Here is a 24411-nt window from a genome sequence, read left to right on the forward strand (position 1 = left end):
TTTGTTGCTAATCTACTATAAGGTCTATACTTGACCTTCGACTCTTTCGATAAATCTGGTTATTTTCTGAGCTGATTTGGCATGAAAACGCTTTGGGCCATTCTGGTAGTGCTGATTCTCCTGCTGCAGGTTCGCCTGTGGGTCGGGGAGGGTAGCTTTGCGCAGGTTTGGTCGTTGGAGAAGGCGATTGCTGAGCAGCGGGCGGAGAATGCCGGGTTGGCGGGGCGTAATGACCGGCTTTATGCGGAGGTGCGGAATCTTCGTAACGAGCAGGGGGCGGTGGAAGAGCGTGCCCGCATGAATCTCGGGCTAATTCGCGAAGACGAGACATTCTTTCTGGTCGTCGAGAATTAGTTCTGGAGTTAGAAGCGCCGGGGGTGTCCTTTCCGGGAAACGCTACAAGCACATCCATGTGCGCTTGACTGTGGCCATCCCTGGCCACAGACATTCCCGGAAAGGACACCCCCGTCACTTCTCCAAACATTGTGCGTGCGATCATGTATAAACCATCTCTTTGGCTTGTTGTTCCTGCCGCCGGCATCGGCCAGCGCATGAAAGCTGAATGTCCCAAGCAGTACCTCAAGATCAATAACCGCTTTATCCTAGATATTACCCTCTCCCGTTTACTGGATAACGCGCCGTTCAAGGGCTGCATGGTGCCGTTGAACCCGGCGGATCACTGGTGGCCGGATAGTGAATCCTCCAGAAACGATCGTATCCAGACCTGTACTGGTGGCAAGGAACGGGCGGATTCGGTGCTTTCGGCGTTGCATGCGCTGGCGGAGCAGGCGGATGAGTCGGATTGGGTGCTGGTGCACGATGCGGCGCGGCCTTGTTTGCATGCCGATGATCTTTCCAATCTGATTGATACCCTTTCTGAGCACCCGGTTGGCGGACTGCTGGCGGCGCCGGTGGCGGATACTTTGAAGCTGGTGGATGACGGCATTCCGCCAGAGGTGGCGCAGACGGTGGATCGGAGTCGGTTGTGGCGGGCGTTGACGCCGCAGATGTTTCGGTTTGGTGCGCTCAGGGCCGCTCTTGAATCCTGTCTGGAAAGTGGTCACGGGGTTACCGATGAGTCCTCTGCGATGGAGTTTTCCGGTAAGATGCCTGTTCTGGTGGAAGGGCGGCCGGATAACTTGAAGGTTACGGTGCCGTCGGACCTTGCGCTGGCCGAGTTTATTCTGGGTCGGCTGTAGGGTTTTCCCGCCTCTTGTTTATTTCTGTTTTTCTCGGAGACGATGATGCGCATTGGTCAGGGCTTTGATGTCCATGCCTTTGGTGAGGGCAGTTCTGTCATTCTGGGTGGTGTTGAAATTCCCCATAGTCATGGCCTGAAAGCCCATTCGGATGGCGATGTGCTGTTGCATGCACTGGCGGATGCCCTGCTCGGTGCGGTGGCGCTGGGTGACATCGGGCATTTTTTTCCGGACACCAGCGACGAGTGGGCGGGGGCCGATAGCCGGGATCTGTTGCGTCGGGTGATGCAGCGGGTATTGGAGGAAGGCTTTGCTGTGGTGAATGTGGATACCACGATTATTGCCCAGGCGCCGAAGATGGCACCTCATGTGGAGGCGATGCGAATGAATATTTCCGAGGACCTGGGGGTGCCGGTTAATCGGGTCAGTGTTAAGGCCACCACCACCGAAAAGCTGGGGTTCACCGGCCGGAGTGAGGGGATTGCTTGCCAGGCGGTGTGCCTGCTTGAGGCGGTCAGCCTGTGACGGATGCTTCGGTAGAGCCACGTTGGCGGCTGGAGTGGCCGGTTTCTTCCGGGCAGCGGGTGGGTTCTGCCCGGTTGAAGGTGTCCCCTGAAGATTTCCGGGTAACCGAGTCTTTGTGGCCGGAGGTCGAAGGCCTGGCCGGTGGTGCCGAAGGTGCCGGTGAGCATCTCTGTGTGCGGCTGGAAAAGTCCGGGGACAATACCGAGTTCGTGGCCCGGGAGCTGGCCCAGCTGGCTGGCTGCAAGGCTTTCGAAGTGGGCTTTTGCGGGTTGAAGGATCGTCATGCGGTAACGTCGCAGTGGTTCAGTCTTTACTGCCCGGGGCGGGAAGCCTCTGATGCGGAATTGCTCAGTGCTATTGGCGAGCGCTGGCGGGTTCTGAACTGGCGTCGCCACGCCCGCAAGCTGCGCCGGGGCGAACACCAGGCCAACGGGTTCGAGCTGGTGTTGCGCGAGGTTCAGGGCGACAGGCCGGCAATGGAGGCTGCGTTGGCGTTGCTTGCGGAGCGGGGTGCGCCGAATTATTTCGGGCCCCAGCGCTTCGGTTTTCAGGGCGGCAACCTGGAGCGGGCGGTGAATCTTGATGTTTCCCGTCTGAACCGGAAGAAAGGCGGTCGTCATCGTGGTGGCGGAAGTGGTTCGAAAAACGTATTGTACTTTTCGGCGGCACGTTCGTGGCTGTTCAACGAGGTGCTGGCCGCAAGGGTAGAGGCCGGGAACTGGTTTGAGGCCATGGCCGGCGAACCGGAGGCCCATGGCAGCCCGACAGGCCCCTTGTGGGGTGATGGCGGCACTACGGCGACCGGTGAGCAGGAGCAGCTTGAGCGTTCCGTAGTGGCGGGCCATCCGGAATTCGAACGACTGTTTCTGAGTACCCGTATGAAGCCCGAGCGCCGGGCGCTGGTTACGCGCCCGGACAAGTTTCAGTGGCAATGGCAGGACGATAATACCCTGCGGTTACAGTTCGCCTTGCCACCGGGCCAGTACGCCACCACGGTACTGGCCGATGTATTCGAGCTGCAGGACATGAGCCTCAGCCGGGATAATAAATACTAAGAAAGCTAGCGGAGAACACTGTGCGTATTCTGTTGTCGAATGATGATGGCGTGCATTCGCCTGGCCTGATGGCCCTGTTCGAAGGGTTGCAGGGGCTGGGCGAACTTGCCGTAGTTGCCCCGGACCGTGATCACAGCGGGGCCAGCAATTCCCTGACCCTGAGCCGGCCCCTGACGGTAGAAAAGCACCCCAGTGGCTTCTGGTCGGTAGATGGCACACCCACCGACTGCGTTCACCTGGCCGTTAACGGTCTTTTCGACAAGCCGTTTGACCGGGTGGTTTCCGGTATCAATACCCACGCCAACCTGGGCGACGACATTATCTATTCCGGCACGGTGGCCGCGGCTACAGAAGGCCGTCACCTTGGCCTGCCCGCTATTGCAGTGTCCCTGGTTAATAACGGCCACTTCCATTATGAAACCGCCGCGCGGGTGGTTCGGCTGCTGCTGGAACACAAGCGATACCTGGCCCTGGGCCCCCGCTCGATTCTCAATGTGAATGTACCGGACCTGCCCTGGAGTGAGCTGGCTGGTATCCAGGTGACCCGGCTTGGGCATCGTGACCGGGCCGAGGGTGTTGTGCCGGTAACCTGCCCGAGAGGCAAGCGCCGTTACTGGATCGGTGCCGCCGGTGGCGGTGGCGATGCCGGCCCGGGCACGGATTTCCACGCGGTTCAGAACGGCTTTGTTTCGGTCACCCCCGTACACATCGACATGACCCGACACGAGGCAATGACCCGACTGCAAGACTGGGTCGATGACCTTGAGGACTTCGGGGAGGTGTCGCAATGAATGCCCCGCTTGAAGGCATCGGCATGACCTCGCGGCGCACCCGTTTGCGCCTGGTGCAGCGATTGCGGGAAGCGGGTATCGAGTCGGACCGGGTGCTGGAGATTATCGGCCAGGTTCCCCGGCATATCTTTCTGGACGAGGCACTGTCACACCGTGCCTACGAAGACACGTCATTGCCCATCGGTTACGGGCAGACCCTGTCGCAACCCTATATCGTCGCCCGGATGACGGAATTGTTACTGGCCCACGAACCGGAGCGTGTGCTGGAATTGGGAACCGGGTCCGGTTACCAGACCGCGGTGTTGTCCCAGGCGTTCCGTGAAATCTTCAGCGTGGAGCGTATCAAGCCGCTGCAGGATCGGGCCAGGGAGCGTTTGCGGCAACTGAACATTCGTAATGCGATGCTCAAACATGCCGACGGTGGCATGGGCTGGCCTGAAAAAGGTCCGTTTGAGGGCATTATTGTGACGGCGGCGCCGGTAGAGGTGCCCCGGGAATTACTGGATCAGCTGGCCGATGGTGGTGTGCTGATCGCACCGGTAGGAGAGGAGAATCAGGTGTTGGTCGAGATCATCCGAAGGGGCGACAGTTTCGAGCGCCGCGAGCTGGAACCGGTGCGGTTTGTGCCCCTGCTTGGCGGAGTGGTTCGTTAATGGAGCATAGCCCGGACTCATCGGTGAATCGCAGCCACCATCCGGTGGCTGTGTTTTTAAGGGGCATGGCGATGGGCGCGGCGGATATTGTTCCGGGGGTTTCCGGGGGCACCATCGCGTTTATTACCGGCATTTACTTCCGGTTGCTGGAGGCCATCAGTGCGGCCCCGGTCGCGTTCGTGCGCCAGTTTCTGAAAGGTGACATCCGCGGCTTCTGGCAAGCCATTGACGGCACTTTCCTGGTGACCCTGCTGGCTGGTGTGGTTGCCAGTGTGGCCAGCCTGGCTTCGCTGATTACCTGGCTGCTGGACAGCCATCCGATCCTGATCTGGAGCTTTTTCTTCGGCCTGATCGTTGCCTCGGTATGGCACGTGGGGCGCCAGGTCCGTCGTTTTTCGCCGTTCCTGCTGCTGCCTCTCTGTGCTGGAATTGTGTTTGCCTGGTGGGTAACCACGCTGCCGGCCAGTGAAGTGGCACCCTCACAGCTGGCATTTTTCGGAGCCGGGGCCCTGGCCATCTGTGCGATGATCCTGCCCGGCATATCCGGCAGTTTTTTGCTGGTGATTATCGGTATGTACTCGCCGGTACTGGCCGCCATAAAGTCATTCGAGGTGGCCCACCTGGGGCTGTTCCTGCTGGGTTGTCTGACCGGGCTGTTGTCTGTGGCCCGGCTGACCACCCTGGCATTCCGGCATTTCCACGACACGGTGCTGGCGCTGCTGACCGGTTTTATGATCGGTGCCCTGAGCAAGGTATGGCCCTGGCAGCAAACCCTGAGCTGGCGCACCAATAGCAAAGGCCAGGAGGTACCCTTGAGCCAGGCCCCGGTTACACCGGACAGCTGGGCCGCTTTAACCGGGCAGGATCCGCAGGTTGTCGTTGCAGTGATGATGGCCCTGGCTGGGTTGGTGCTGGTGCTGGCCCTGGAGTATGCAGGACGTTTCTCTGCTCAAAGGCAGGGTAAGGCCGGTTAGTAAACCGGGAAAAGTGTTACCTGGCGCACAATTTGATTGTTTCAGAAGGTAACAATCCTGTGTGCCGGGTAACTTGGATTCGATTGTGAATTGTGCAATATATTAACAAGTTAGTCCTGAAACATGAGAAGTTGCATCCTGGACGGATGGTTTCTTATACGGTTTTATCATAATCAGGCATTTTTTATACGTGACTCTCTTTAGCGGGCGCCATCAAGCAGCATTCCGTGTCAGGGCTTCGGCCCTGACAGGAACCCCGTGTTGCAGGCGCCCCGGTCGCCTGACGCGAGCAGCCGCCTTGCTCCTGCTCGCCCTCCTGTTGCCCCTATCCGGCTGTAACACGAACGCCATCTATCAGGACAATCTGTACAACCCCCCGGTTTACTGGGGTACCCATGTGGTCAAGAAGGGCGAGAACCTGTACCGGATTGCATGGCGTTATGGCCGGGACTACCGCGAGCTGGGCAATGCCAATGGCCTGGCGCCGCCCTGGAACCTGCAGGTGGGCCAGGTGCTGCGACTGGACAAGAAAGGCCGGATTCCCGAAAGCACCAGAACGGCATCTGCCCCGCGCAGCACTGCTCCCGCCCCGCGCCCCAAGGCGGTAACCCAGCGCCCGAAGGCGACAACGCCTCCTTCCACCCGAACTACCCGCCCGGCCGGTTCGGCTTCCGGCAGCAGTCAGACGGTGGCCAATGTGCGATGGCACTGGCCGCACGGTGGCACTGTTATTGCAACATATTCCACATCTGGAAAAGTCAATAAAGGTATTGATATTGCCGGAAAACCCGGGGATGCTGTGAAGGCTGCAGCTAATGGAAATGTGGTTTACGCGGGAAGCGGGTTGCTTGGTTACGGTAACCTGATTATTGTGAATCACAACGAACATTATCTGAGCGCCTACGCACACAACCGCAAGATTCTGGTGCAGGAAGGGGAGGATGTTAAAGCCGGACAGGTAATCGCCGAGCTGGGAAGTACAGGGACAGACAAGCCGATGTTGCACTTCGAGATTCGCAAGAATGGCAATCCGGTAGACCCGTCCCGATACCTGCCCAGACGATAAATCAGGGGAGCCGGAAGTTCCCTCGTTGATTACCCGACGTCCTGACTGATACCGCACAAGACAAGAACAAGAATGGCAACGGTGATTGCCAGCCAACAAGCAACTGTCCTGAAGAAAACCAACATTGAAAGCCCGCAATAACAAGAAGTATCGGGCGAAAACAGGATTATTGAGAGGCGGGGTAACGTAATGTCAGCAGAGCAAGAAGACATCATCATTGATCGCGTTGCAGAGATGGACGACGCAGACGATCATATCTTGGCCGAGGACAAGCCTGATAAGGCCACGGCTGAAGACCCGGTGGCGGAAACCGAAGAGGATATTCCGGCCCAGGGCAAATACTTCACCAGCGCAAAGCAGCTGGATGCCACCCAGTTATACCTTAACGAAATCGGTTTCTCTCCCTTACTGACACCTGAAGAAGAAGTGTACTTTGCGCGCCTGGCCCGTAAGGGCGAAGAGGCTGGTCGCAAGCGCATGATTGAAAGCAACCTTCGGCTGGTGGTCAAGATTGCCCGGCGTTACGTGAACCGCGGGCTCACTCTGTTGGATCTGATCGAAGAAGGTAACCTGGGCCTGATTCGTGCGGTCGAGAAGTTCGACCCGGAGCGGGGCTTCCGGTTCTCTACCTACGCCACCTGGTGGATCCGCCAGACCATCGAGCGGGCGATCATGAACCAGACCCGCACCATCCGTTTGCCGATTCACGTGGTCAAGGAACTGAACCTGTACCTGCGTGCGGCCCGGGAGCTCACCCAGAAGCTGGACCATGAGCCAACGGCGGAAGAGATTGCCCGGATGGTGGATAAGCCGGTCGCAGACGTAAAGCGTATGCTGGGGCTGAACGAACGGGTGGCCTCCATGGATACGCCTATCGGTGTGGGGAGTGACAAGTCCCTGATGGACACCGTGGCCGATGAAGGTGCGTCTGATCCCGCCGATGTGCTGCAGGATGACGATATCTGCTCCAGCCTGGAAAAGTGGATAGACCAGCTGAGTGACAAGCAACAGGAAGTGTTGTCTCGCCGTTTCGGTTTGCGGGGTTATCCCATCAGTACCCTGGAAGAGGTGGGGCAGGAGATTGGCCTGACCCGCGAACGGGTACGGCAGATTCAGGTAGAAGCCCTGCGTCGCTTGCGGGAAATCCTGGAGAAGGACGGTCTGTCAGGTAATCTGCTGTTTAACTAACACATCTGACGCACTACACAGGCAAGTCGGTCATGGTCACATGGCCGGCTTTTTTGTTTAATGTGGCATCAAATGAGAACCAGGTGGTAAATGCCACCGGAACTTCGTTGTTAGAATGGGCCACCGGGCGGAATTCGGGTGTCGACCCGGTGCGAATGAAGCATTCAATAATAACGATCTTAAGGAAGGAAAGGACTATGAAGAAGACTCTTACAGCAGGTTTTGCATCTCTGATTCTCGCCGGCGCCCTGGCCACCCCTGCCCACGCCCTGACCGTAAGCGGTGTGGATGTTCCGGACACCTATTCCGCCATGGGCCAGGAACTGCAACTGAACGGTGCAGGTACCCGCTCCAAGTGGTTCATGGATCTGTACGTTGGTGGCTTGTACGTTGCCGAGAAAGTCAGTGACGGGCAGGCAGTTATTAACGCCGACGAGCCCCAGGCAATCACCCTGCATATCACCTCCGGCATGATCACCAGCGAGCGCATGACCGAAGCCACCATGGACGGCTTCAAGTCATCCACCGACGGTGACCTGTCAGCCATCCAGTCTGATGTCGACCAGTTCATGTCCGTGTTCCAGGAAGAAATCAAGGAAGGCGACGTCTTTGACCTGGTCTATGCGCCGGGAGAAGGTGTGCACGTGCTGAAGAACGGCGAGCAGAAAGACACCGTAGGTGACCTGGAGTTCAAGAAAGCCCTGTTTGGTATCTGGCTGTCTGATAAGCCTGCCCAGAAAGACCTGAAAAACAAAATGCTCGGCCAGAACTGAGTTTCTGGGAAGAGTGATGAAAAAGCCGGCGAATGCCGGCTTTTTTGTGCCTGAAGGGACGCGAGTATTGGTTACTGGTAGTCCCGCTTTTGCTTGAATTCGCAAAGGTCTTCGATAATACAGGCACCACATTTGGGCTTGCGGGCGGTACAGGTGTAGCGGCCGTGCAGTATCAGCCAGTGATGGGCGTCCATCAGGAATTCCCTGGGCACCAGTCGCATCAGCCGCTTTTCCACCTCCAGTACGTTCTTGCCAGGCGCAATGCCGGTACGGTTGGACACCCGGAAAATGTGGGTATCTACCGCCATGGCGGGCTGACGGAAAGCGGTATTCAGTACCACGTTGGCGGTTTTTCGGCCGACTCCGGGCAGGGCTTCCAGGGCCTCGCGGTTATCCGGCACCACACTGCCGTGCTGTTCCATCAGGATCTTGCAGGTTTTGATGACGTTCTCGGCCTTGCTGTTAAACAGACCGATGGTCTTGATGTACTCCTTCAGACCGTCCACGCCCAACGCATAGATAGCTTCCGGGGTGTTGGCTATCGGGAACAGCTTGTCGGTGGCTTTGTTGACACCCACATCGGTGGCCTGCGCCGACAGGATCACGGCAATCAGCAACTCGAACGGATTGCTGTAGTTAAGCTCCGTGGTCGGGTTGGGGTTGGCGTCCCGCAGGCGGGTAAATATCTCGATGCGTTTCTGTTTGTTCATAGGAAGACGAAATCAGCTTCAGGAAATGTTGCCGGTTACCCGGACCCGTTTGCTGCCTGCGGTGGCGGCCACCGGCTCTGCCGCTTTCCGGCGTTCGCTCAGGTAATTGTCGATGCCGTTCTTCAACGCGATCAGCAGGCCAAGGCCTACGAAAGCGCCGGGCGGCAGCACCATAAACAGCATATCCGGATACTGGTCGAAGGGCCGTACTACCCAATCGGCTGCCATGGGCCCCAGCAGCAGGTGCATGTCGGCAAACAGGGTGCCCTGGCCGAGCAGTTCCCGCATACCGCCGAGCACAACCAGGACCGCCAGGAAGCCGAGGCCCATCATGGCACCATCCAGGATGGCCGGCAGCGGTGGGTTCTTGGAGGCAAAGGCATCGGCGCGGCCGAGAATGGCGCAGTTGGTAACGATCAGCGGGATGAAGATGCCGAGAATTTCGTACAGTTCGTAAGTGAAAGCCTGCATCAGCAGTTCTGCACAGGTCACAAACGAGGCGATGATCATCACGAAGGCCGGCAACCGGACGGACTCACTGACAAAGTTCCGGATCACCGAGACGGACAGGTTGGAACCAACCAGCACCAGCAGGGTGGCAATGCCCAGACCGATGGCGTTGACCACGGTACTGGTCACCGCCAGCAGGGGGCACAGGCCTAACACCTGAACCAGCGCCGGGTTGTTGTGCCACAGCCCGTCTTTGATGATATCTCTGTTGGTTTTGGTAGCCATGTCAGGAGTGCTCCTCAGACAGCGGATGGGCGGCAATGGCCTCGCGGATATCGGCCCGGTGTTTGCGGAAATACACCAGCGTTTTCTGGACGGCTTTCACCACCGCGCGCGGCGTGATGGTGGCTCCTGTGAACTGGTCAAATACGCCACCGTTCTTCTTTACGTTCCACTCCCGGGGCTTGGGATTGTTCAGGGAGCGGCCATTGAAATCATAAACCCAGTCTGATTTTCGGGTTTCGATACGATCGCCCAGCCCCGGTGTTTCCCGGTGGCTGGTTACCCGAACGCCCAGTACCGTGCCGTCCAGGTCCACGCCCACCAGCAGGTGGATGTTACCGGAATAGCCATCGGGAGCCACTGCCGGAAAGATCAGGCCCACCGGGCGGCCATCCTGCCGGGCTACCCATGCCAGTACCGGCCCGGCTTCCGGGGCTCTCTCGTCAGCCGGCAGGGCAACTGCGCTGTTCAGCAGGTCGTTGTTGTGGCGGCTCTCCGGAATAATCTCGAACAGGGCTTTTGCCTCGGCCCGGGCGGCCTGCTCGGCAATCCGGTCTTTGGTGAGGCCCTGGGTCAGCGCAATGGTGCCTCCGGTCAGTACGGCAAACAGGCCAAGGCCGATAGCGCTGCGACGGATGGAGGTGGTCAGTGTGCTCATGGTCAGCCTCCGTTCCTGCCCGGCAGGCCGCGCCGGGGCTTGTGGTGGCCGTAGGTTCTGGGCGGCGTGTAATGATCGATAAACGGAACGGCAAAATTCATCAGCAGTACGCTGAAGGCGACGGCGTCCGGGTAGTTACCCCAACTGCGAATCAGGTAGATGAGCACCCCGATGCCGGCGCCATAAATCAGCTTGCCCTGGTGGCTGGTTGCCGCCGATACCGGGTCGGTTGCGATAAAGAAGGCACCCAGCATGGTGCCGCCGGCCAGCAGGTGCAGTTGCAGGGGCGCGTATTGGTCCGGGTTGCTGCCAAAGGCCAAACTCATCAGGGCGATACCCGCCAGAAACGCCACGGGAATATGCCAGGTGATGATCTTCAGGCCGATCAGCAGCAGGCCACCAGCCAGGAAGGCCAGGTTGACCCATTCCCAGCCTGCAGCTATTTGCTCACCAAATGTCGGGTGCTGCAGCACTTCAGTGGCGGTGTGGCTGGCAATCTTGTGCTTGTACTCATCCAGCGGAGTGGCCATGGTCCAGCCGTCGACCGTTGTCTGACTGGCGGAGAAAATGCTGCTGAGTGTTTCGCCGAATCCGGGAGCACCGCCCCAAAGGGTCGCCGCCTGTGCCCAGTTGGTGGTCATGGCCACCGGGAAGGAAATAAGCACCAGGGCATAGCCGACCATGGCCGGATTGAACGGGTTGGAGCCGAGCCCGCCGTATAGCTGCTTGGCCACCACGATGGCGGTAATCACCGCAATGCCGGAGACCCACCAGGGAGCAAACTGCGGCAGGGACAGGCCCAGCAGCAAGCCGGTTACCGCCGCGGTATTGTCTTTCAGGAAAAACGCCACCGGCTTACTGCGGAGTTTCAGAATGGCGGCTTCGGTCGCCAGTGCCAGTGCGATACACCACACCACATTGATCAGGTTACCCCAGCCGAAAAACAGGGTCTCGGCCAGCAGGCCTGGCAGGGCGGCAAGAATGACCCAGAGCATGACCCGTGACGTAGGGCGGGCGTTGTGGGCATGGGGTGACGACTGTTGAACTAATGCCATGAACAATAAGCCTGCAATGGGTTATTCGGATGCCGCGGAGCCGGTTTGCTCAGCGAGAACGTTTCGGGCATCAGCCAGGGCCTGTTCGGCTCGCTGTACCCGGTCGTGGTTCTTGGCCACGGCCCGCTCCAGTTTGTCCACGTTGTCGGCCTGCTGGGCCCGCGCTTCTTCCAGCATGCCTTGCATGGTATCGAGCTTGCCCTGAGCCTGCATAAGCTGCTTCTCCAGTGCCTCGATATCCGGCAGCGCCTGGTCTTCCCCTGTAGTGTCGGGTGATGCAGTCTCTTGAGACGGTGCAGGCGTAGCTGCAGCCGCTTCTGCGGTTTTGGCTGCCTTCGCCTTTTTCCGCTCCAGCGCCTGCTGCACCAGGGCGGCCTTGGCAGCACGGTCGTCCACGGCTTCGCCCTGCTGTGCCGCCTGTTCTGCTTCAGCCTGTTTCTTTGCCTGGGCTTCAGCGGCGGCCTTGGCCCGTTCCTTGCGGCGCTGTTCCTTCTCTTGCTGCTCCCGCTCAAGGCGGGCCTGGCGGGCTTCGAAACGCTCCCGGGCATGGTCGGATTTCAGCTGCTCCGCACGCTGCTGGCGGATTTCGCCCTTGGCGTACCGGTAATACTGCACCAGCGGGATTGAACTCGGGCACACGTAGGAGCAGGCGCCGCACTCGATACAATCGAACAGGTTCAGGTGCTCGGCTTTCTCGAACTCGGCGGCCTTGGCGTACCAGAACAGTTGTTGTGGCAACAACTCCATGGGGCAAGCCAGCGCACACTGGCCGCAGCGGATACAGGGTTGTTCCGGAGGTGGAGCTGGAAGTTCCCCGGCAGTTGCTGCAATCACGCAGTTGGACGTTTTTACTACCGGCACGTCATCTGAGTGCAGGGTGTAGCCCATCATGGGCCCGCCCAGCACCAGGCGGTTGAGCTGTTCCGGCCGCAGCCCGGCCTGTGCCAGCAGATAACTTATGGGTGTGCCGATCAGCGCTTCTACGTTGCCGGGCTGTTGCAGTGCTTCACCGGTCAGGGTGACCACGCGGGAAATCAGGGGTTTGCCTTCAAAAACCGCCCTGGAGACAGCCAGCGAGGTACCGATGTTCTGGCACATCACGCCGACATCTGCAGGAATGCCGCCACTGGGTACTTCCAGGCCGGTCAGGATTTCGATCAGTTGCTTTTCACCACCGGAAGGATACTTGGTGGGGATCACCGCAATTTCGATTTGTGTGCCCTGAACCGCTGCCTGCATGGCGGCAATGGCGTCAGGTTTGTTGTCTTCAATGCCGATCACGCAGCGGGCAGGGCGAAGAATCCAGGCCATTACCTGCATGCCGGACACCACTTCGGCGGCATGCTCGCGCATGGTCATGTCGTCGGCGGTGATGTAGGGCTCGCATTCGGCACCGTTCAGGATGAGGGTTTCAACCTTGCGGTCCCTTGGCGGACGCAGCTTGATGTCGGTGGGGAAGCCTGCGCCACCCATACCGGCAATGCCGGCATTTCGGATGATCTGCAGAACCTGTTCCCGGTCCATCAGCTTGTAGTCGGAAATCGGGGACAGCTCTGTCCACCGGTCTTCGCCATCAGGCTTCAGAACCACGCACCAGTCGGCCATACCAGATGGGTGTGGCACCGGCAGCTGCTCGACGGCTTCAATGGTGCCGGAGGTAGGGGCGTGTACCGGTACGCCCATGCCTGAAGTAACATCGGCCAAAACGTGGCCTTTGAGTACCCGGTCGCCAACGTTGACGACCACTTCTGCAGGCTCCCCGATGTGCTGCTGCAGGGGCAGAACCAGGCGCTCAGGAATGCCTGCTTGCTGAATGGGGCGGGTGGTGGACTTGTGCTTGTTTTCCGGCGGATGAATGCCACCGGCGAAATTCCACAGCTGAGTCATCAGGTGCTGGCTCCCTGGCGGTCCGTGGCAATCAGGTTGGGCTTCGGTGGTGTCCAGGTCCAGGTGCGGATATCCGGCTCCAGGGTGACCATGTCGATGCAGTCAACGGGGCAGGGCTCTACGCACAGGTCGCAACCGGTGCATTCGCTTTCGATGACGGTGTGCATATGCTTGGCGGCGCCGAGAATGGCGTCTACCGGGCAGGCCTGGATACACTTGGTGCAGCCGATGCATTCATCTTCACGAATGACTGCGACACGCTTGGCCTGTTCAATGCCGTGTTCGGCGTCCAGGGGCTGGGGCTCTACGTCCAGCAGGTCTGCCAGGGCCTTGATGGTGCTTTCACCGCCTGGCGGGCACTTGTTGATGGCTTCGCCGTGGGCGATGGCCTCGGCGTAGGGGCGGCAACCGGGGAAGCCGCACTGGCCGCACTGGGTCTGCGGCAGAAGTGAATCGATCTGGTCTACCAGCGGATTGCCTTCAACCCTGAACCGCTCAGCGGCAAACCCCAGCAACCCGCCAAAGACCAGCGCCAGTGCCAGCAGAACCACAACGGCAATCAGAAAGCTTGTCCACATAAAACAACTGCTCCGTCAGACCGTAACCAGGCCGGTAAAGCCCAGAAACGCCAGCGACATGAGACCTGCGGTAATCATACCAATGGCGGCGCCACGAAAGGCAACCGGTACATCAGACACGGCAATCCGCTCGCGCATGGCCGCAAACAGCACCAGCACCAGGGAGAAACCGGCCGCTGCGCCAAAGCCGTACAGTACGGATTCAACGAAGTTGTTGTTTTTATTCAGGTTAAGCAGGGCTACGCCCAGAACCGCGCAGTTGGTGGTAATCAGCGGCAGAAAAATACCGAGTACCCGGTACAGCAAGGGGCTGGTTTTGCGCACCACCATTTCGGTGAACTGAACCACCACCGCAATCACCAGGATGAAGGTGATGGTTTTCAGGAAAGCCAGGTCCAGCGGTGCCAGCAGATAGGTATAGGCCAGGTAACTGCACACCGAAGACAGGGTCAGCACAAACGTGGTGGCCAGCGACATACCCATGGCGGTTTCCAGTTTCCCGGAAACCCCCATGAAGGGGCACAGTCCCAGAAACTGCACCAGCACGAAGTTGTTCACCAGAATGGTGCTGACCAGTATCAGCAAATACTCTGTCATCGGAGCGTCTCAGCCTTGCTGCTTACATTACCCGCATGCCGGGTGTGGCGCCGGAATCCGGGGACAGGATGAAAATCTCCTTGCCACCCGGGCCTGCGGCCAGAACCATACCTTCAGACATGCCGAACTTCATTTTCCGGGGTTTCAGGTTGGCCACCATCACGGTCATACGGCCTTCCAGGTCTTCCGGTTTGTAGGCGGACTTGATACCAGCAAACACGTTGCGTTCGCCATGGCCTATATCAAGTGTCAGGCGAAGAAGCTTGTCTGCGCCTTCAACATGCTCGGCTTTGACGATCTTGGCGACCCGCAGGTCCACCTTGGCAAAGTCGGGGAATTCGATTTCCTCAGCCACAGGTTCCAGGTCTGCGGCCGGCGCCGCTGCGGGCTGACCGACGGCTGCCGGCATTTCTTCTTTCGAAGCGTCCAGCATTTTCTCGATCTGGGCCATGTCCACCCGGTTCATCAGCGGCTTGAACTTGTCGATACCGTGGTTTTCCAGCAGGGCGGCGCGGTTGTTCCAGTCCAGGCGGGAGTTCAGGAACGACTGCGCGGCATCTGCGGTCTTCGGCAGCACCGGTGCCAGGTAAGTCATCAGCAGGCGGAACATATTCAGGGCGTTGGTGCAGATGGCCTGCAGGTTGTCGTCCTGGCCTTCCTGCTTGGCAATTACCCAGGGCTGCTCATCGTTCACATACTGGTTCGCAATGTCTGCCAGCTCCATGATCCGGCGCATGGCGCGGCCGAATTCGCGGGCTTCGTAGAACTCGGCGATCTGCTCACCGGCATCGATAAACTCTTTCAGTTTGTCCTGCTCGGTGACCTTGCCTAGCTTGCCGTCAAAGCGCTTGGTAATGAAACCGGCGCTGCGGCTGGCGATGTTCACCACCTTGCCGACCAGGTCCGAGTTCACCCGTGCGGCAAAGTCTTCCAGGTTCAGGTCCATGTCATCCACGCCACCGGTCAGCTTGGCGGCGAAGTAGTAACGCAGGTATTCCGGATCCAGGTGATCCAGGTAGGTGCGGGCCATGATGAAGGTACCGCGGGACTTGGACATCTTCTTGCCGTTTACCGTCACGAAGCCGTGGGCCCAGACAGCGGTCGGGGTACGGAAACCGGCATCGTGCAGCATGGATGGCCAGAACAGGGCGTGGAAGTTGATGATGTCCTTGCCGATGAAGTGGTACACCTCGGCGGTGGAATCTTTCTTCCAGAAATGCTCGAAATCGATGCCTTCGCGGTTACACAGGTTCTTGAAACTGGCGAGGTAACCGATAGGCGCGTCCAGCCAGACATAGAAATACTTGCCCGGGGCATCGGGAATCTCGAAGCCGAAATAAGGCGCATCACGGCTGATGTCCCACTCCTGCAGGCCGGCATCCAGCCACTCGGCCAGCTTGTTGGCCACCTGCGGCTGCAGGGCACCACTGCGGGTCCACTTGCTCAGGAAGTCGTGGAACTCCGGCAGCTTGAAGAAATAGTGCTCGGATTCCTTCTCCACCGGCGTAGCGCCGGAGACCGCAGAGCGCGGGTTGATCAGCTCCGCCGGGGTATAGGTGGCACCACAGGCCTCACAGTTATCGCCGTACTGGTCATCTGTCTTGCACTTGGGGCAGGTGCCCTTGATGAACCGGTCCGCCAGGAACATTTCCTTTTCAGGATCGAAGAACTGGGTAATCTTGCGGGTGGCAATATTCCCGTTTTCCTGGATCTGGCGGTAAATGTACTCGGAGAAATACTGGTTCTCCTCCGAGTGTGTGGAGTAGTAATTGTCGAAGCGGATGTGGAAGCCGGCAAAATCTTCCTGATGCTCCTGGCGAATCCGGTCAATCAACTCTTCGGGGGTAATGCCCTCACGCTCGGCCCGCAGCATGATGGCGGTACCGTGGGCATCGTCGGCGCAAACGTAGTAGCAGTTGTGGCCCCGCATGTTCTGGTAGCGCACCCAGATGTCGGTCTGAATGTATTCCAGCAGGTGCCCCAGGTGAATGGGCCCGTTGGCGTAGGGCAGGGCGCTGGTAACCAGAATATCGCGCTGTTGCTTGCTCGCTTGCGTCATGGTGATGTCCGAACCTTATGTTGATACGGGTTGGAAAGACAAACAGGGCCCAGGAGCATCGGCAACCGCTTGCTCCAGGTGAAGACCCCGTATGGTCAGAAACGGCCACAGATGATACCTTCCAAGCCATCATTTTTCACCTGCAATCAAGCTTATGTGCTTATTCCGGAGAACCCGATGACCCAGATATCCCAACAGGCCCTTGAGGCCGCCGTAAAAGAATACCGGGACCCGTACCTGAACAAAGACCTCTACGAACTGGGCGCGGTAAAAAGCCTGAGCGCAGACGAACAGGGCAAAGTCACCCTGATGGTCGAGTTGCCATACCCTTCAAAAGGCATCGCCGGCGGCCTGAAACAGATCGTCGCCAATGCCCTGGAATTTGTCGCCGGCGTTGAAAGCGCCGAAGTCCACGTGGGCCAGAAAATCCACGCCTGCAAAATCAACAAAGACCTCCCGGCCGTGCCGGGCGTGAAAAACATCATCGCGGTAGCCTCCGGCAAGGGAGGCGTGGGCAAATCTACCACAGCGGTCAACCTCGCCCTGGCCCTGCAAGCCGAAGGCGCAAGAGTGGGCATCCTCGACGCCGACATCTACGGCCCCAGCATCGGCATGATGCTCGGCGTCCCCGAAGGCCAGCGCCCGGACGTACGAGAGAACAAATACTTCGTACCCATCAAAGCCCACGGCCTGCAAGCCAACTCCATGGCCTTCGTCACCACCGACAAAACCCCCATGGCCTGGCGCGGCCCCATGGTCAGCGGCGCCGTTATGCAATTGCTCCAGCAAACCCTGTGGGATGAACTCGACTACCTCATCGTCGACATGCCCCCGGGCACCGGCGACATCCAGCTCACCCTCGGCCAGAAAGTCCCGGTAACCGGCGCCGTCATCGTCACCACCCCGCAAGACATCGCCCTGCTGGACGGCAAAAAAGGCATCGAAATGTTCCGCAAAATCGACATCCCGGTGATCGGCGTCGTCGAAAACATGAGCGTCCACATCTGCAGCAACTGCGGCCACGAAGAACACCTGTTCGGCTGCGAAGGCGGCGCACGCATCGCGGAAGAATACGACACCACCTTGCTGGGCCAGTTGCCCCTGCACATGACCATCCGCGAACAAACCGACAGCGGCTCGCCCACGGTTGTTGCTGAGCCGGATTCCGAAGTCGCCAGAAGATATCTGGATATTGCGAGAAGGGTGGGTGCTGAGCTGTCTACCCGGGAGCGTAATCTTGGTGGGACTATCTCCAGTGTTTCTGTATTTGAGCCCTGAAGAATGAGCAGTTAGCAGCGGTTTCTCCGGGATTTGAAAGGCAGGGGCAGGGATAGCTTTCCAAAAATCTCGGAGGCCACGGATGGCCGGAGTGAAGCGCTCAGGGATGAGCTTGTAGCGTTTTTTGGAAAGCTATCCCTGCTCCTGCCGGGCACCAAAGGGGGAAGGCTACGAGAACCAGATTCCAACACTTCGACAGGCACCAAGGGACAAGGTAAACTACTCCCCAATTTTTCCCAGCTGGAAACGAGAATTCACCATGAGCATCAAATCCGACAAGTGGATCCGCCGGATGTCCGAACAACACGGCATGATCGAACCCTTCGAAGCCGGACAAGTTCGGGAAAACGAAAAAGGCCGCGTCATCTCCTACGGCACCTCAAGCTACGGCTACGACGTACGTTGCAGCAACGAATTCAAAATCTTCACCAACGTCCACAGCGCCACCGTAGACCCCAAAAACTTCGATGAAAACAGCTTCGTCAACTACACCGGCGACGTCTGCATCATCCCCCCGAACAGCTTCGCCCTGGCGCGTACCGTGGAATACTTCCGCATCCCCAGAAGCGTACTCACCATCTGCCTCGGCAAAAGCACTTACGCCCGCTGCGGCATCATCGTGAACGTCACCCCGCTGGAGCCGGAGTGGGAAGGCCAGGTGACCCTGGAGTTCTCCAACACCACCAACCTGCCGGCGAAAATCTACGCCAACGAAGGTGTGGCCCAGATGCTGTTCTTCGAATCCGACGAAATCTGTGAAACCAGCTACAAAGACCGCGGCGGCAAGTACCTTGGCCAGACCGGCGTGACCCTGCCCAGGACATGAACGCCAACCAGTTTCTTAAAGCCGTCTCACAACTGCAGGGCTGGCGCGAATGCGCCTTCCTGCTGACCCTGGCCGAACGGGCCTTCCCTAACTACGCACTGTTTGCAGACGCAGTAGGTATGAAAAGCGGCGGTAAAATGCGCCAGCTGCTCGACCTTGCCTGGGGCATGCTGCAAAAAGACGCCTCCGAAGCGGCCATCCCCCAGCTGCTGAGCAAGCTTGAAACCCTTAGCCCGAATGTCGACGAGTACGATGCCTACGGCGTATACCCGGCCTTCGACTTCTGCCAGTTGCTGGAGCAGGCCCTGCTCAACCGCCTGAACCCCAACAAGCACCGGGCAACCGAAGCATCGCAGCTGGCCACCAAGACCGTGATGGACTTCGTCGAAATGTCCGAAGGTGAGGGCATGGATGACGATGAACTGATCCGCATGTTCGAGCACCATCCCCTGCTCAAAGAAGACAAGCTGTTCCAGCGTGACACCGTGCTCGCCCTCAAGCGCCAGCGCACGCCCCGGGAAGACTTCATTGCCGAACTCAAGGCCGAGGCCGCCAACGACGGCGTCAGCAATCTCGGTATTTCCCTCGATAGCTGAGCCGTTCCGGCTCAGATTAAACTTGTTAGCTACCTGTTGAATTGCCTGTTGAACGGATAACTGCCATGAAACTCTCTGCTTTTGGTCGTAAATTTACCGCCGACGCCGGTATCACTTCCCTGATGGATGACCTTGGCAATGCCATGGCCTCCGGCGAGGGAATGATCATGATGGGTGGTGGTAATCCCGGGCACATCCCGGAGATTCAGGAGCGGGTGCAGGAAATCCTGGCGGGTATGGCGGCAGACGAAGGGCAGGTGCGCCGGCTGGTGGGTATCTACGATCCCCCTCAGGGTGAGAAGCAGTTCATTGCCTCGCTGGCGGAGTTGCTGAACAAGGAATACAACTGGGGCCTGAAGCCGGAAAACATCGCCCTGACCAACGGCAGCCAGGCCGCCTTCTTCATGTTGTTCAACATGTTTGGCGGTGAATATGGCGAGGGCCAGCGCAAGCACATCCTGCTGCCACTGGCGCCGGAATACATCGGCTATGCCGATGCGGGCATTGATGCAGACTTGTTCCGGGCCGTGCAGCCGGACATTTCATTTACCGATGCCCACGAATTCAAATACCGGGTGGATTTTGATGCGGTGGAGGTTACGGGTGAAACCGGTGCGATCTGTGTCTCCCGGCCCACAAATCCCACTGGTAATGTCATCACCGATGAAGAGCTGGCCCGGCTCGAAGAAATGGCCCGGCAGCAGGATATTCCGCTGATTGTCGATGGCGCCTACGGTACGCCGTTCCCGAGCCTGCTGTTTGTGGATGCGCAGCCCACCTGGAACGAGCAGATCATTCTGTGCCTGAGCCTGTCCAAGCTCGGCTTGCCGGCTGCCCGCACCGGTATCGTGATTGCCGCAGAGCCCATCATCAAGGCGTTGTCCGGCATCAATGCCATCATGAACCTGGCCACTGGCAGCTTTGGCGCCATGCTGGCGGAGCCACTGGTTCGGTCTGGCGAAATCCTGTCCCTCAGCCGGGATGTGGTGTGCCCCTTCTATAAGGCGAAAATGGAAAAGGCCGTGGCAGCGTTCCGTGACGCGATGGGCGAAGACAGCTGCCGTTGGTACATCCACAAACCGGAAGGTGCCATGTTCCTGTGGCTATGGTTTCCGGATTTGCCGATTTCCAGCCTGGAGCTGTATCAGCGCCTGAAAGAGCGGGGTGTGCTGGTGGTGTCCGGGCACTATTTCTTCCCGGGCCTGCCGCATGACGACTGGAAGCATCGTCACGAATGCTTGCGGGTTACCTACTCCCAGGATGATGCGCAGGTCGCGGAAGGCCTGCGTATCATCGCGGATGAGGTCAAAGCGGTATGGCAGGAGTTCGGCCGGGCAGGTCAGTCCTGAACCCGGGCGTCTCTAAGCTTCAGTTCGTATTCGCTGCCGTCCGGCTCTACCTGTAGCAGCCGGACCAGCAAGTAGTCCTGGGCCGGATCAAACCACATCAGGGTCTGGCGCCGGGCATTCTCGCCGCGAACTTTTTCCGCTTTCAGGGTGTTCATGGTGCGGCCTCGGTCGCTCAGGCTGTCTTCATCAATCACCGAGAACCGGTCTTCATCGTAGTCACCCTTGTCGAGTACATGGTAGGTGACGTTCCGTTTGCCTGCTTTCAGATCCTGGTGCAGCTGCAGCTGGTAGCCCAGCGGGTCCAGGGTGCCTTCCCTCAGTTCGACGTTGAACGACTCGCCCCGATAAGAACCCCTGGCCATACCTTTCTGCCAGTCGAAATCGATGGCTTGTTCGCGATCTTTGATCAGAAATCCTGACAACCGGTAGCGATAGCGCAGGGGAATGACCTGGCCGTCCTGCCACTTGAAGATCAGTGATTCGTCGATATCGGCAATGAAGGAGTCAACGTCTGTGCGGTACAGCCAGACGTTGTTGCCCTGGTCGGTCAGCGTGCGCACGCCTTCGCCGTTCAGGCTGACACCCTTCGACATGGAAGCGGTGTAGCTGGCTTCGTACGGGGTAAGCTCAGGGCTGGCGTCGGCAGCGCTGGCGGATAGCGCAAACAGGCCGGACAAAAGCCCGGCCAGCAGGGCGGAAGTTCTGGTGACGTCTGGGTTTCTTTGCATCCGGTTGCCTCTTTCTCTGTCTATGCTTGCGACAGTCTAGCTGTTCCCGGTGCTCAGGAGGATGACAAACTGTTCAGCTGGCTGTCAGCCGCATGGGGTGTTGCAGAAGTTTGCCGTCAAACTGGACGCCGTCGGCGGTCAGCTGAATGCGGCCTTCGCAGAACCAGCGCACCACAATGGGGTAAAGCACATGTTCCTGCTGCTGTACCCGCTCGGCCAGTGATTCTGCGTCGTCGTCCGATTGAACCGCGACTTCGGCCTGTGCGATTACCGGGCCACCATCGAGTTCTTCGGTAACGAAGTGAATGGATACGCCGTGTACCTTGTCGCCGGCATCGAGCACCCGCTGGTGGGTATTCAGGCCGGTATAGGCTGGCAGCAGGGAAGGGTGGATGTTCAGCATCCGGCCCCGGAATGCCCGCACAAAGTCGGCGGTCAGGATGCGCATGAAGCCGGCCAGTACGATCACGTCCGGGTTCAGGCGGCGCAGCTCGGCCATCAGGGCGCCATCAAACTCCTCGCGGGAGCCATACTGCTTGTGGTCCACCACGAAGGTTTTGATGTTTGCCTGGGCTGCCCGCTCCAGCGCGAAGGCACCGGGGCGGTTGCAGCCAACGGCGATGATTTCGCCGGGGAAATCCCGTTCACGGCTGGCGTCTATCAGGGCCTGAAGGTTGGTGCCGCTGCCTGAAGCCAGAACAACAATGGTTGGTAGCGGTGCTGGGTCTGCCATCATGCCTTCAGCAGCTCCGGTGCGTAGCGCACTTTCGGCTCGGCATCACTGGCATCGGCGGCTTCCATAACGCCAACCTGCCAGACCTTCTCGCCCATGGCATTGAGGGTATCGATGGCCAGGTCTTTCTGGTCAGCCGGTACACACACGATCATGCCAATACCACAGTTGAAGGTGCGGTACATTTCTTCAGCGGCCACGCCGCCTGCGTCCTGCAGCCACTGGAACACCGGGGGCAGTTCCCAGCTGCGGGTATCGATGGCGGCAACGGTGCCCGCCGGCAGTACCCGGGGAATGTTTTCCGGCAGGCCGCCACCGGTGATGTGGCACAGTGCGCGCACATCGACTTCGCGGATCAGTTGCAGCAGGTTTTTCACGTAAATGCGGGTCGGGGCCATCAGCGCATCGGCCAGGGTGCTGTCACCCATGGGCTGGCTGAGGTCCGCGTTGCTGACTTCGATGATCTTGCGGATCAGCGAGTAGCCGTTGGAATGCGGGCCGGAGGAGCCCAGGGCCAGCAGCACATCGCCTGGCTGTACACGGCTGCCGTCGATGATGTCGCTGCGCTCGGCCACGCCTACGCAGAAGCCGGCCAGGTCGTAGTCGTCGCCTTCGTACATGCCCGGCATTTCGGCAGTTTCACCGCCTACCAGGGCACAGCCGGAAAGCTCGCAGCCTTTACCGATGCCTTCTACTACCTGGGCTGCAATGTCGACATTCAGCTTGCCGGTGGCGTAGTAATCCAGGAAGAACAGGGGCTCGGCACCGCCAACGACCAGGTCGTTCACGCACATCGCCACCAGGTCGATACCGATGCTGTCGTGCTTTTGCAGCTGCATGGCAAGGCGAAGCTTGGTGCCCACGCCATCGGTGCCGGATACCAGTACCGGCTCCTTGTAACCTGCCGGGATGGATACCATCGCACCAAAACCGCCAAGACCGCCGAGCACCTCAGGACGACGGGTCCTGGCTGCGGTATTCTTGATGCGGTTGACCAGTTCGTTGCCGGCATCGATATCAACGCCGGCGTCACGATAGGTAAGGGAGGGCTTCTGTTCGCTCATGGAATGTTAACCGTTGGCCTGTGGGTCAAGCGGCGGATTTTAACAGGTGCGCACGGGGGCTCCAAATGGAATTCCCGCTTAGTCTCGGGAATTGCCTGCCTTATATTGCGAACCTGCAACAGGGGCTTGCTACTCTAGTCAAAGGTGATGGTGTATCCTGTGCGCCATTCATGGGAACGGCAGGGTGTTACATGACTGAATCACGACGGAAAAATTCCAGGCCTTGGCTGCTTTGGCCAGTGTTGTCTGCATTGCTGGCCCTGGCCACTCCGGCCGCGGCAGTCTCTGTATCCGGGCTGTACAACGCCGACGTTCCGGTGCAGGGCGGTTCTGCCGCCGCGTTGCAGCAGGGCTATGCCGATGGTCTGCGCCAGGTAATGGTGCGGGTGTCCGGTAGTCGGGATGTATTGCAGCGTGAAGGCATTGATCAGGTGTTGTCCGAGGCGGAAAGCCTGCTGCAGGCCTACCAGGTTGGCAGCGAGGCTGGCCAGTCACGGTTGCTGATGAGTTTTGGTGCAGTTGGCGTTAACCGGGCCCTGGCCTCGATTGGCGCGCCGGTCTGGGGTGCTAACCGCCCACTGACCCTGGCCTGGGTGGCGGTAGAGGATCGCGGTAGTCGCAGTTTGCTGACCCGCTCCGGCGCCGGTGCCGAGTGGCGTGAGGCGTTCCGGCAGGCGGCTGGTGTTCGGGGCTTGCCGATCGAATTTCCGTCCGAGAACCAGGGTAGTGACCGGGCTTTGCTGTCTGATCTTTGGGGGCAATTTATCGGGCGCATCCAGAAGGCATCTGAAGATGTCTCCTATGACGTCCTTGCCCTGGTCCGGGTGAGCCGCTCCGGCGGCCAGTGGCGCGCCGGCTGGGTTGTGGACGGCATGGGTATGGACGCTGCCGAGCGTTCGGTATCTGCCGGTAATCCGGATGACCTGGCCCAGGCCGTGGTCGATTACTGGGCCGAACAGTACGCCAGCCGCTACGCGGTTTCAGCCGGTGAAATCGGGGACTCGCCCAAGGTGGATGTGGTGTTCGACGGAGTATCCACACTGGCGGACTACGGGCGGATCAACAAGGTGCTTGAAGGCCTGACACCGGTAGTCTCGGTGAGCGCTGCCCGCATTCGCGGCGAACGGCTGACCGCGCGGATTGCGTTTACCGGCGAGCTGGAGCAGCTGAAAGAGTACATTGCGCTTGATCCGCGCTTTGTACCGGTTGAAGGTGAGTCCGAACAGACGCAGCCCGCCGATGAGCAGGATGCCGAACAGGCCTTTGAATCCCTCTATCAGGTGCTTAACTATCGCTGGCAGCCGTCCCCGGTTGTCAGCAGTGGTGAAGACGGCTGA

26 protein-coding genes are annotated in these 24411 nt (G+C 59.1%); 15 read left to right on the top strand and 11 right to left on the bottom strand.

Going from position 1 to position 24411, the window contains the following annotated elements; translation table 11 throughout:
• The first annotated feature begins 81 nt into the window (after nt 1-81).
• The 10 genes from Q668_RS13085 (at nt 82) to Q668_RS13130 (ending at nt 8224) form a co-directional block, all read left to right on the top strand.
• Complete coding sequence (locus tag Q668_RS13085; protein WP_022990067.1) at nt 82-354, top strand: septum formation initiator family protein; 273 nt, start codon at nt 82-84, stop codon at nt 352-354.
• A 143-nt stretch (nt 355-497) separates the two neighbouring features.
• Nucleotides 498-1199, top strand: coding sequence for a 2-C-methyl-D-erythritol 4-phosphate cytidylyltransferase (gene ispD, locus Q668_RS13090; protein WP_036219982.1), 702 nt, complete (start codon nt 498-500; stop codon nt 1197-1199).
• Nucleotides 1200-1244: 45 nt separating this feature from the next.
• Nucleotides 1245-1724, top strand: a complete 480-nt coding sequence (gene ispF / locus Q668_RS13095; protein ID WP_022990069.1) for a 2-C-methyl-D-erythritol 2,4-cyclodiphosphate synthase — start codon at nt 1245-1247, stop codon at nt 1722-1724.
• The gene (truD, locus tag Q668_RS13100; protein ID WP_022990070.1) at nt 1721-2779 is read left to right on the top strand and encodes a tRNA pseudouridine(13) synthase TruD; all 1059 of its coding nucleotides are present in this window, start codon (nt 1721-1723) and stop codon (nt 2777-2779) included. Before ispF ends, truD begins: the two co-directional genes overlap by 4 nt.
• Nucleotides 2780-2799: 20 nt before the next feature.
• Nucleotides 2800-3570, top strand: a complete 771-nt coding sequence (surE, locus tag Q668_RS13105) for a 5'/3'-nucleotidase SurE (protein ID WP_022990071.1) — start codon at nt 2800-2802, stop codon at nt 3568-3570.
• Nucleotides 3567-4223 (top strand): protein-L-isoaspartate(D-aspartate) O-methyltransferase, encoded by a 657-nt coding sequence (locus Q668_RS13110; RefSeq protein ID WP_022990072.1) that lies wholly within the window; start codon nt 3567-3569, stop codon nt 4221-4223. Before surE ends, Q668_RS13110 begins: the two co-directional genes overlap by 4 nt.
• A complete protein-coding gene (locus Q668_RS13115) occupies nt 4223-5197 on the top strand; it encodes a DUF368 domain-containing protein (RefSeq protein WP_036219973.1) in 975 nt (324 codons plus the stop codon). Before Q668_RS13110 ends, Q668_RS13115 begins: the two co-directional genes overlap by 1 nt.
• A gap of 298 nt (nt 5198-5495) precedes the next feature.
• The gene (locus Q668_RS13120) at nt 5496-6263 is read left to right on the top strand and encodes a peptidoglycan DD-metalloendopeptidase family protein (protein WP_022990074.1); all 768 of its coding nucleotides are present in this window, start codon (nt 5496-5498) and stop codon (nt 6261-6263) included.
• Nucleotides 6264-6452: 189 nt separating this feature from the next.
• Nucleotides 6453-7451, top strand: a complete 999-nt coding sequence (gene rpoS, locus Q668_RS13125; RefSeq protein WP_022990075.1) for an RNA polymerase sigma factor RpoS — start codon at nt 6453-6455, stop codon at nt 7449-7451.
• 197 nt (nt 7452-7648) lie between these two features.
• Nucleotides 7649-8224, top strand: a complete 576-nt coding sequence (locus Q668_RS13130; RefSeq protein WP_022990077.1) for a chalcone isomerase family protein — start codon at nt 7649-7651, stop codon at nt 8222-8224.
• Between the two features lie 71 nt (nt 8225-8295).
• Here the strand turns inward: Q668_RS13130 and nth are convergent, their stop codons facing one another.
• The 8 genes from nth to metG are packed head-to-tail and all read right to left on the bottom strand — an operon-like array spanning nt 8296 to nt 16500.
• Complete coding sequence (gene nth / locus Q668_RS13135) at nt 8296-8934, bottom strand: endonuclease III (protein ID WP_022990078.1); 639 nt, start codon at nt 8932-8934, stop codon at nt 8296-8298.
• Between the two features lie 18 nt (nt 8935-8952).
• On the bottom strand, nt 8953-9669 hold the full coding sequence (locus Q668_RS13140) for an electron transport complex subunit E (RefSeq protein WP_022990079.1): 717 nt from the start codon (nt 9667-9669) through the stop codon (nt 8953-8955).
• A 1-nt stretch (nt 9670) separates the two neighbouring features.
• Nucleotides 9671-10324 carry an electron transport complex subunit RsxG gene (gene rsxG / locus Q668_RS13145; RefSeq protein WP_022990080.1) on the bottom strand — a complete coding sequence of 218 codons (654 nt, stop codon included), beginning with the start codon at nt 10322-10324 and terminating at the stop codon, nt 9671-9673.
• Nucleotides 10325-10326: 2 nt separating this feature from the next.
• On the bottom strand, nt 10327-11379 hold the full coding sequence (gene rsxD / locus Q668_RS13150) for an electron transport complex subunit RsxD (RefSeq protein ID WP_036219974.1): 1053 nt from the start codon (nt 11377-11379) through the stop codon (nt 10327-10329).
• A 21-nt stretch (nt 11380-11400) separates the two neighbouring features.
• On the bottom strand, nt 11401-13266 hold the full coding sequence (rsxC, locus tag Q668_RS13155) for an electron transport complex subunit RsxC (protein ID WP_022990082.1): 1866 nt from the start codon (nt 13264-13266) through the stop codon (nt 11401-11403).
• Nucleotides 13266-13844: an electron transport complex subunit RsxB gene (gene rsxB, locus Q668_RS13160; RefSeq protein WP_022990083.1), complete on the bottom strand. Its 579-nt coding sequence runs from the start codon at nt 13842-13844 to the stop codon at nt 13266-13268. The genes rsxC and rsxB overlap by 1 nt, the downstream gene beginning before the upstream one ends.
• 15 nt (nt 13845-13859) lie before the next feature.
• Nucleotides 13860-14441, bottom strand: coding sequence for an electron transport complex subunit RsxA (gene rsxA / locus Q668_RS13165; protein WP_022990084.1), 582 nt, complete (start codon nt 14439-14441; stop codon nt 13860-13862).
• Nucleotides 14442-14463: 22 nt separating this feature from the next.
• Nucleotides 14464-16500 carry a methionine--tRNA ligase gene (gene metG / locus Q668_RS13170; RefSeq protein WP_022990085.1) on the bottom strand — a complete coding sequence of 679 codons (2037 nt, stop codon included), beginning with the start codon at nt 16498-16500 and terminating at the stop codon, nt 14464-14466.
• Between the two features lie 177 nt (nt 16501-16677).
• Between metG and apbC the strand changes: the two genes are divergently transcribed.
• The 4 genes from apbC (at nt 16678) to Q668_RS13190 (ending at nt 20549) form a co-directional block, all read left to right on the top strand.
• Nucleotides 16678-17778, top strand: a complete 1101-nt coding sequence (apbC, locus tag Q668_RS13175) for an iron-sulfur cluster carrier protein ApbC (RefSeq protein ID WP_022990086.1) — start codon at nt 16678-16680, stop codon at nt 17776-17778.
• 259 nt (nt 17779-18037) lie between these two features.
• Nucleotides 18038-18604: a dCTP deaminase gene (gene dcd / locus Q668_RS13180; RefSeq protein ID WP_022990087.1), complete on the top strand. Its 567-nt coding sequence runs from the start codon at nt 18038-18040 to the stop codon at nt 18602-18604.
• Nucleotides 18601-19200: a YjaG family protein gene (locus Q668_RS13185; RefSeq protein WP_022990088.1), complete on the top strand. Its 600-nt coding sequence runs from the start codon at nt 18601-18603 to the stop codon at nt 19198-19200. Before dcd ends, Q668_RS13185 begins: the two co-directional genes overlap by 4 nt.
• 65 nt (nt 19201-19265) lie before the next feature.
• Nucleotides 19266-20549 carry a valine--pyruvate transaminase gene (locus Q668_RS13190; protein WP_022990089.1) on the top strand — a complete coding sequence of 428 codons (1284 nt, stop codon included), beginning with the start codon at nt 19266-19268 and terminating at the stop codon, nt 20547-20549.
• On the opposite strand, the gene Q668_RS13195 is transcribed toward Q668_RS13190, so the two are convergent.
• From Q668_RS13195 to purM, 3 genes are all read right to left on the bottom strand, one after another.
• Complete coding sequence (locus tag Q668_RS13195; RefSeq protein ID WP_022990090.1) at nt 20540-21277, bottom strand: DUF3108 domain-containing protein; 738 nt, start codon at nt 21275-21277, stop codon at nt 20540-20542. The genes Q668_RS13190 and Q668_RS13195 overlap by 10 nt on opposite strands.
• A gap of 73 nt (nt 21278-21350) precedes the next feature.
• Nucleotides 21351-22013 (bottom strand): phosphoribosylglycinamide formyltransferase, encoded by a 663-nt coding sequence (purN, locus tag Q668_RS13200; RefSeq protein WP_022990091.1) that lies wholly within the window; start codon nt 22011-22013, stop codon nt 21351-21353.
• Nucleotides 22010-23074 (bottom strand): phosphoribosylformylglycinamidine cyclo-ligase, encoded by a 1065-nt coding sequence (gene purM / locus Q668_RS13205; protein ID WP_022990092.1) that lies wholly within the window; start codon nt 23072-23074, stop codon nt 22010-22012. Before purM ends, purN begins: the two co-directional genes overlap by 4 nt.
• A gap of 191 nt (nt 23075-23265) precedes the next feature.
• On the opposite strand from purM, the gene Q668_RS13210 reads away from it, so the two are divergent.
• Nucleotides 23266-24411 (top strand): DUF2066 domain-containing protein, encoded by a 1146-nt coding sequence (locus Q668_RS13210; protein ID WP_036219976.1) that lies wholly within the window; start codon nt 23266-23268, stop codon nt 24409-24411.

Origin of the sequence: Marinobacter sp. ES-1 (assembly GCF_000475255.1) — a bacterium.
Classification (GTDB): Bacteria; Pseudomonadota; Gammaproteobacteria; order Pseudomonadales; family Oleiphilaceae; genus Marinobacter; species Marinobacter vinifirmus.

What these genes read in the sequence shown, in the direction of transcription:
- Q668_RS13085 (WP_022990067.1), top strand. Translation starts at nt 82, where the DNA reads ATGAAAACGCTTTGGGCCATTCTGGTAGTGCTGATTCTCCTGCTGCAG.
- ispD (WP_036219982.1), top strand. Translation starts at nt 498, where the DNA reads ATGTATAAACCATCTCTTTGGCTTGTTGTTCCTGCCGCCGGCATCGGC.
- ispF (WP_022990069.1), top strand. Translation starts at nt 1,245, where the DNA reads ATGCGCATTGGTCAGGGCTTTGATGTCCATGCCTTTGGTGAGGGCAGT.
- Q668_RS13110 (WP_022990072.1), top strand. Translation starts at nt 3,567, where the DNA reads ATGAATGCCCCGCTTGAAGGCATCGGCATGACCTCGCGGCGCACCCGT.
- Q668_RS13115 (WP_036219973.1), top strand. Translation starts at nt 4,223, where the DNA reads ATGGAGCATAGCCCGGACTCATCGGTGAATCGCAGCCACCATCCGGTG.
- rpoS (WP_022990075.1), top strand. Translation starts at nt 6,453, where the DNA reads ATGTCAGCAGAGCAAGAAGACATCATCATTGATCGCGTTGCAGAGATG.
- Q668_RS13130 (WP_022990077.1), top strand. Translation starts at nt 7,649, where the DNA reads ATGAAGAAGACTCTTACAGCAGGTTTTGCATCTCTGATTCTCGCCGGC.
- nth (WP_022990078.1), bottom strand. Translation starts at nt 8,934, where the DNA reads ATGAACAAACAGAAACGCATCGAGATATTTACCCGCCTGCGGGACGCC.
- Q668_RS13140 (WP_022990079.1), bottom strand. Translation starts at nt 9,669, where the DNA reads ATGGCTACCAAAACCAACAGAGATATCATCAAAGACGGGCTGTGGCAC.
- rsxG (WP_022990080.1), bottom strand. Translation starts at nt 10,324, where the DNA reads ATGAGCACACTGACCACCTCCATCCGTCGCAGCGCTATCGGCCTTGGC.
- rsxD (WP_036219974.1), bottom strand. Translation starts at nt 11,379, where the DNA reads ATGGCATTAGTTCAACAGTCGTCACCCCATGCCCACAACGCCCGCCCT.
- rsxC (WP_022990082.1), bottom strand. Translation starts at nt 13,266, where the DNA reads ATGACTCAGCTGTGGAATTTCGCCGGTGGCATTCATCCGCCGGAAAAC.
- rsxB (WP_022990083.1), bottom strand. Translation starts at nt 13,844, where the DNA reads ATGTGGACAAGCTTTCTGATTGCCGTTGTGGTTCTGCTGGCACTGGCG.
- rsxA (WP_022990084.1), bottom strand. Translation starts at nt 14,441, where the DNA reads ATGACAGAGTATTTGCTGATACTGGTCAGCACCATTCTGGTGAACAAC.
- metG (WP_022990085.1), bottom strand. Translation starts at nt 16,500, where the DNA reads ATGACGCAAGCGAGCAAGCAACAGCGCGATATTCTGGTTACCAGCGCC.
- apbC (WP_022990086.1), top strand. Translation starts at nt 16,678, where the DNA reads ATGACCCAGATATCCCAACAGGCCCTTGAGGCCGCCGTAAAAGAATAC.
- dcd (WP_022990087.1), top strand. Translation starts at nt 18,038, where the DNA reads ATGAGCATCAAATCCGACAAGTGGATCCGCCGGATGTCCGAACAACAC.
- Q668_RS13185 (WP_022990088.1), top strand. Translation starts at nt 18,601, where the DNA reads ATGAACGCCAACCAGTTTCTTAAAGCCGTCTCACAACTGCAGGGCTGG.
- Q668_RS13190 (WP_022990089.1), top strand. Translation starts at nt 19,266, where the DNA reads ATGAAACTCTCTGCTTTTGGTCGTAAATTTACCGCCGACGCCGGTATC.
- Q668_RS13195 (WP_022990090.1), bottom strand. Translation starts at nt 21,277, where the DNA reads ATGCAAAGAAACCCAGACGTCACCAGAACTTCCGCCCTGCTGGCCGGG.
- purN (WP_022990091.1), bottom strand. Translation starts at nt 22,013, where the DNA reads ATGATGGCAGACCCAGCACCGCTACCAACCATTGTTGTTCTGGCTTCA.
- purM (WP_022990092.1), bottom strand. Translation starts at nt 23,074, where the DNA reads ATGAGCGAACAGAAGCCCTCCCTTACCTATCGTGACGCCGGCGTTGAT.
- Q668_RS13210 (WP_036219976.1), top strand. Translation starts at nt 23,266, where the DNA reads ATGACTGAATCACGACGGAAAAATTCCAGGCCTTGGCTGCTTTGGCCA.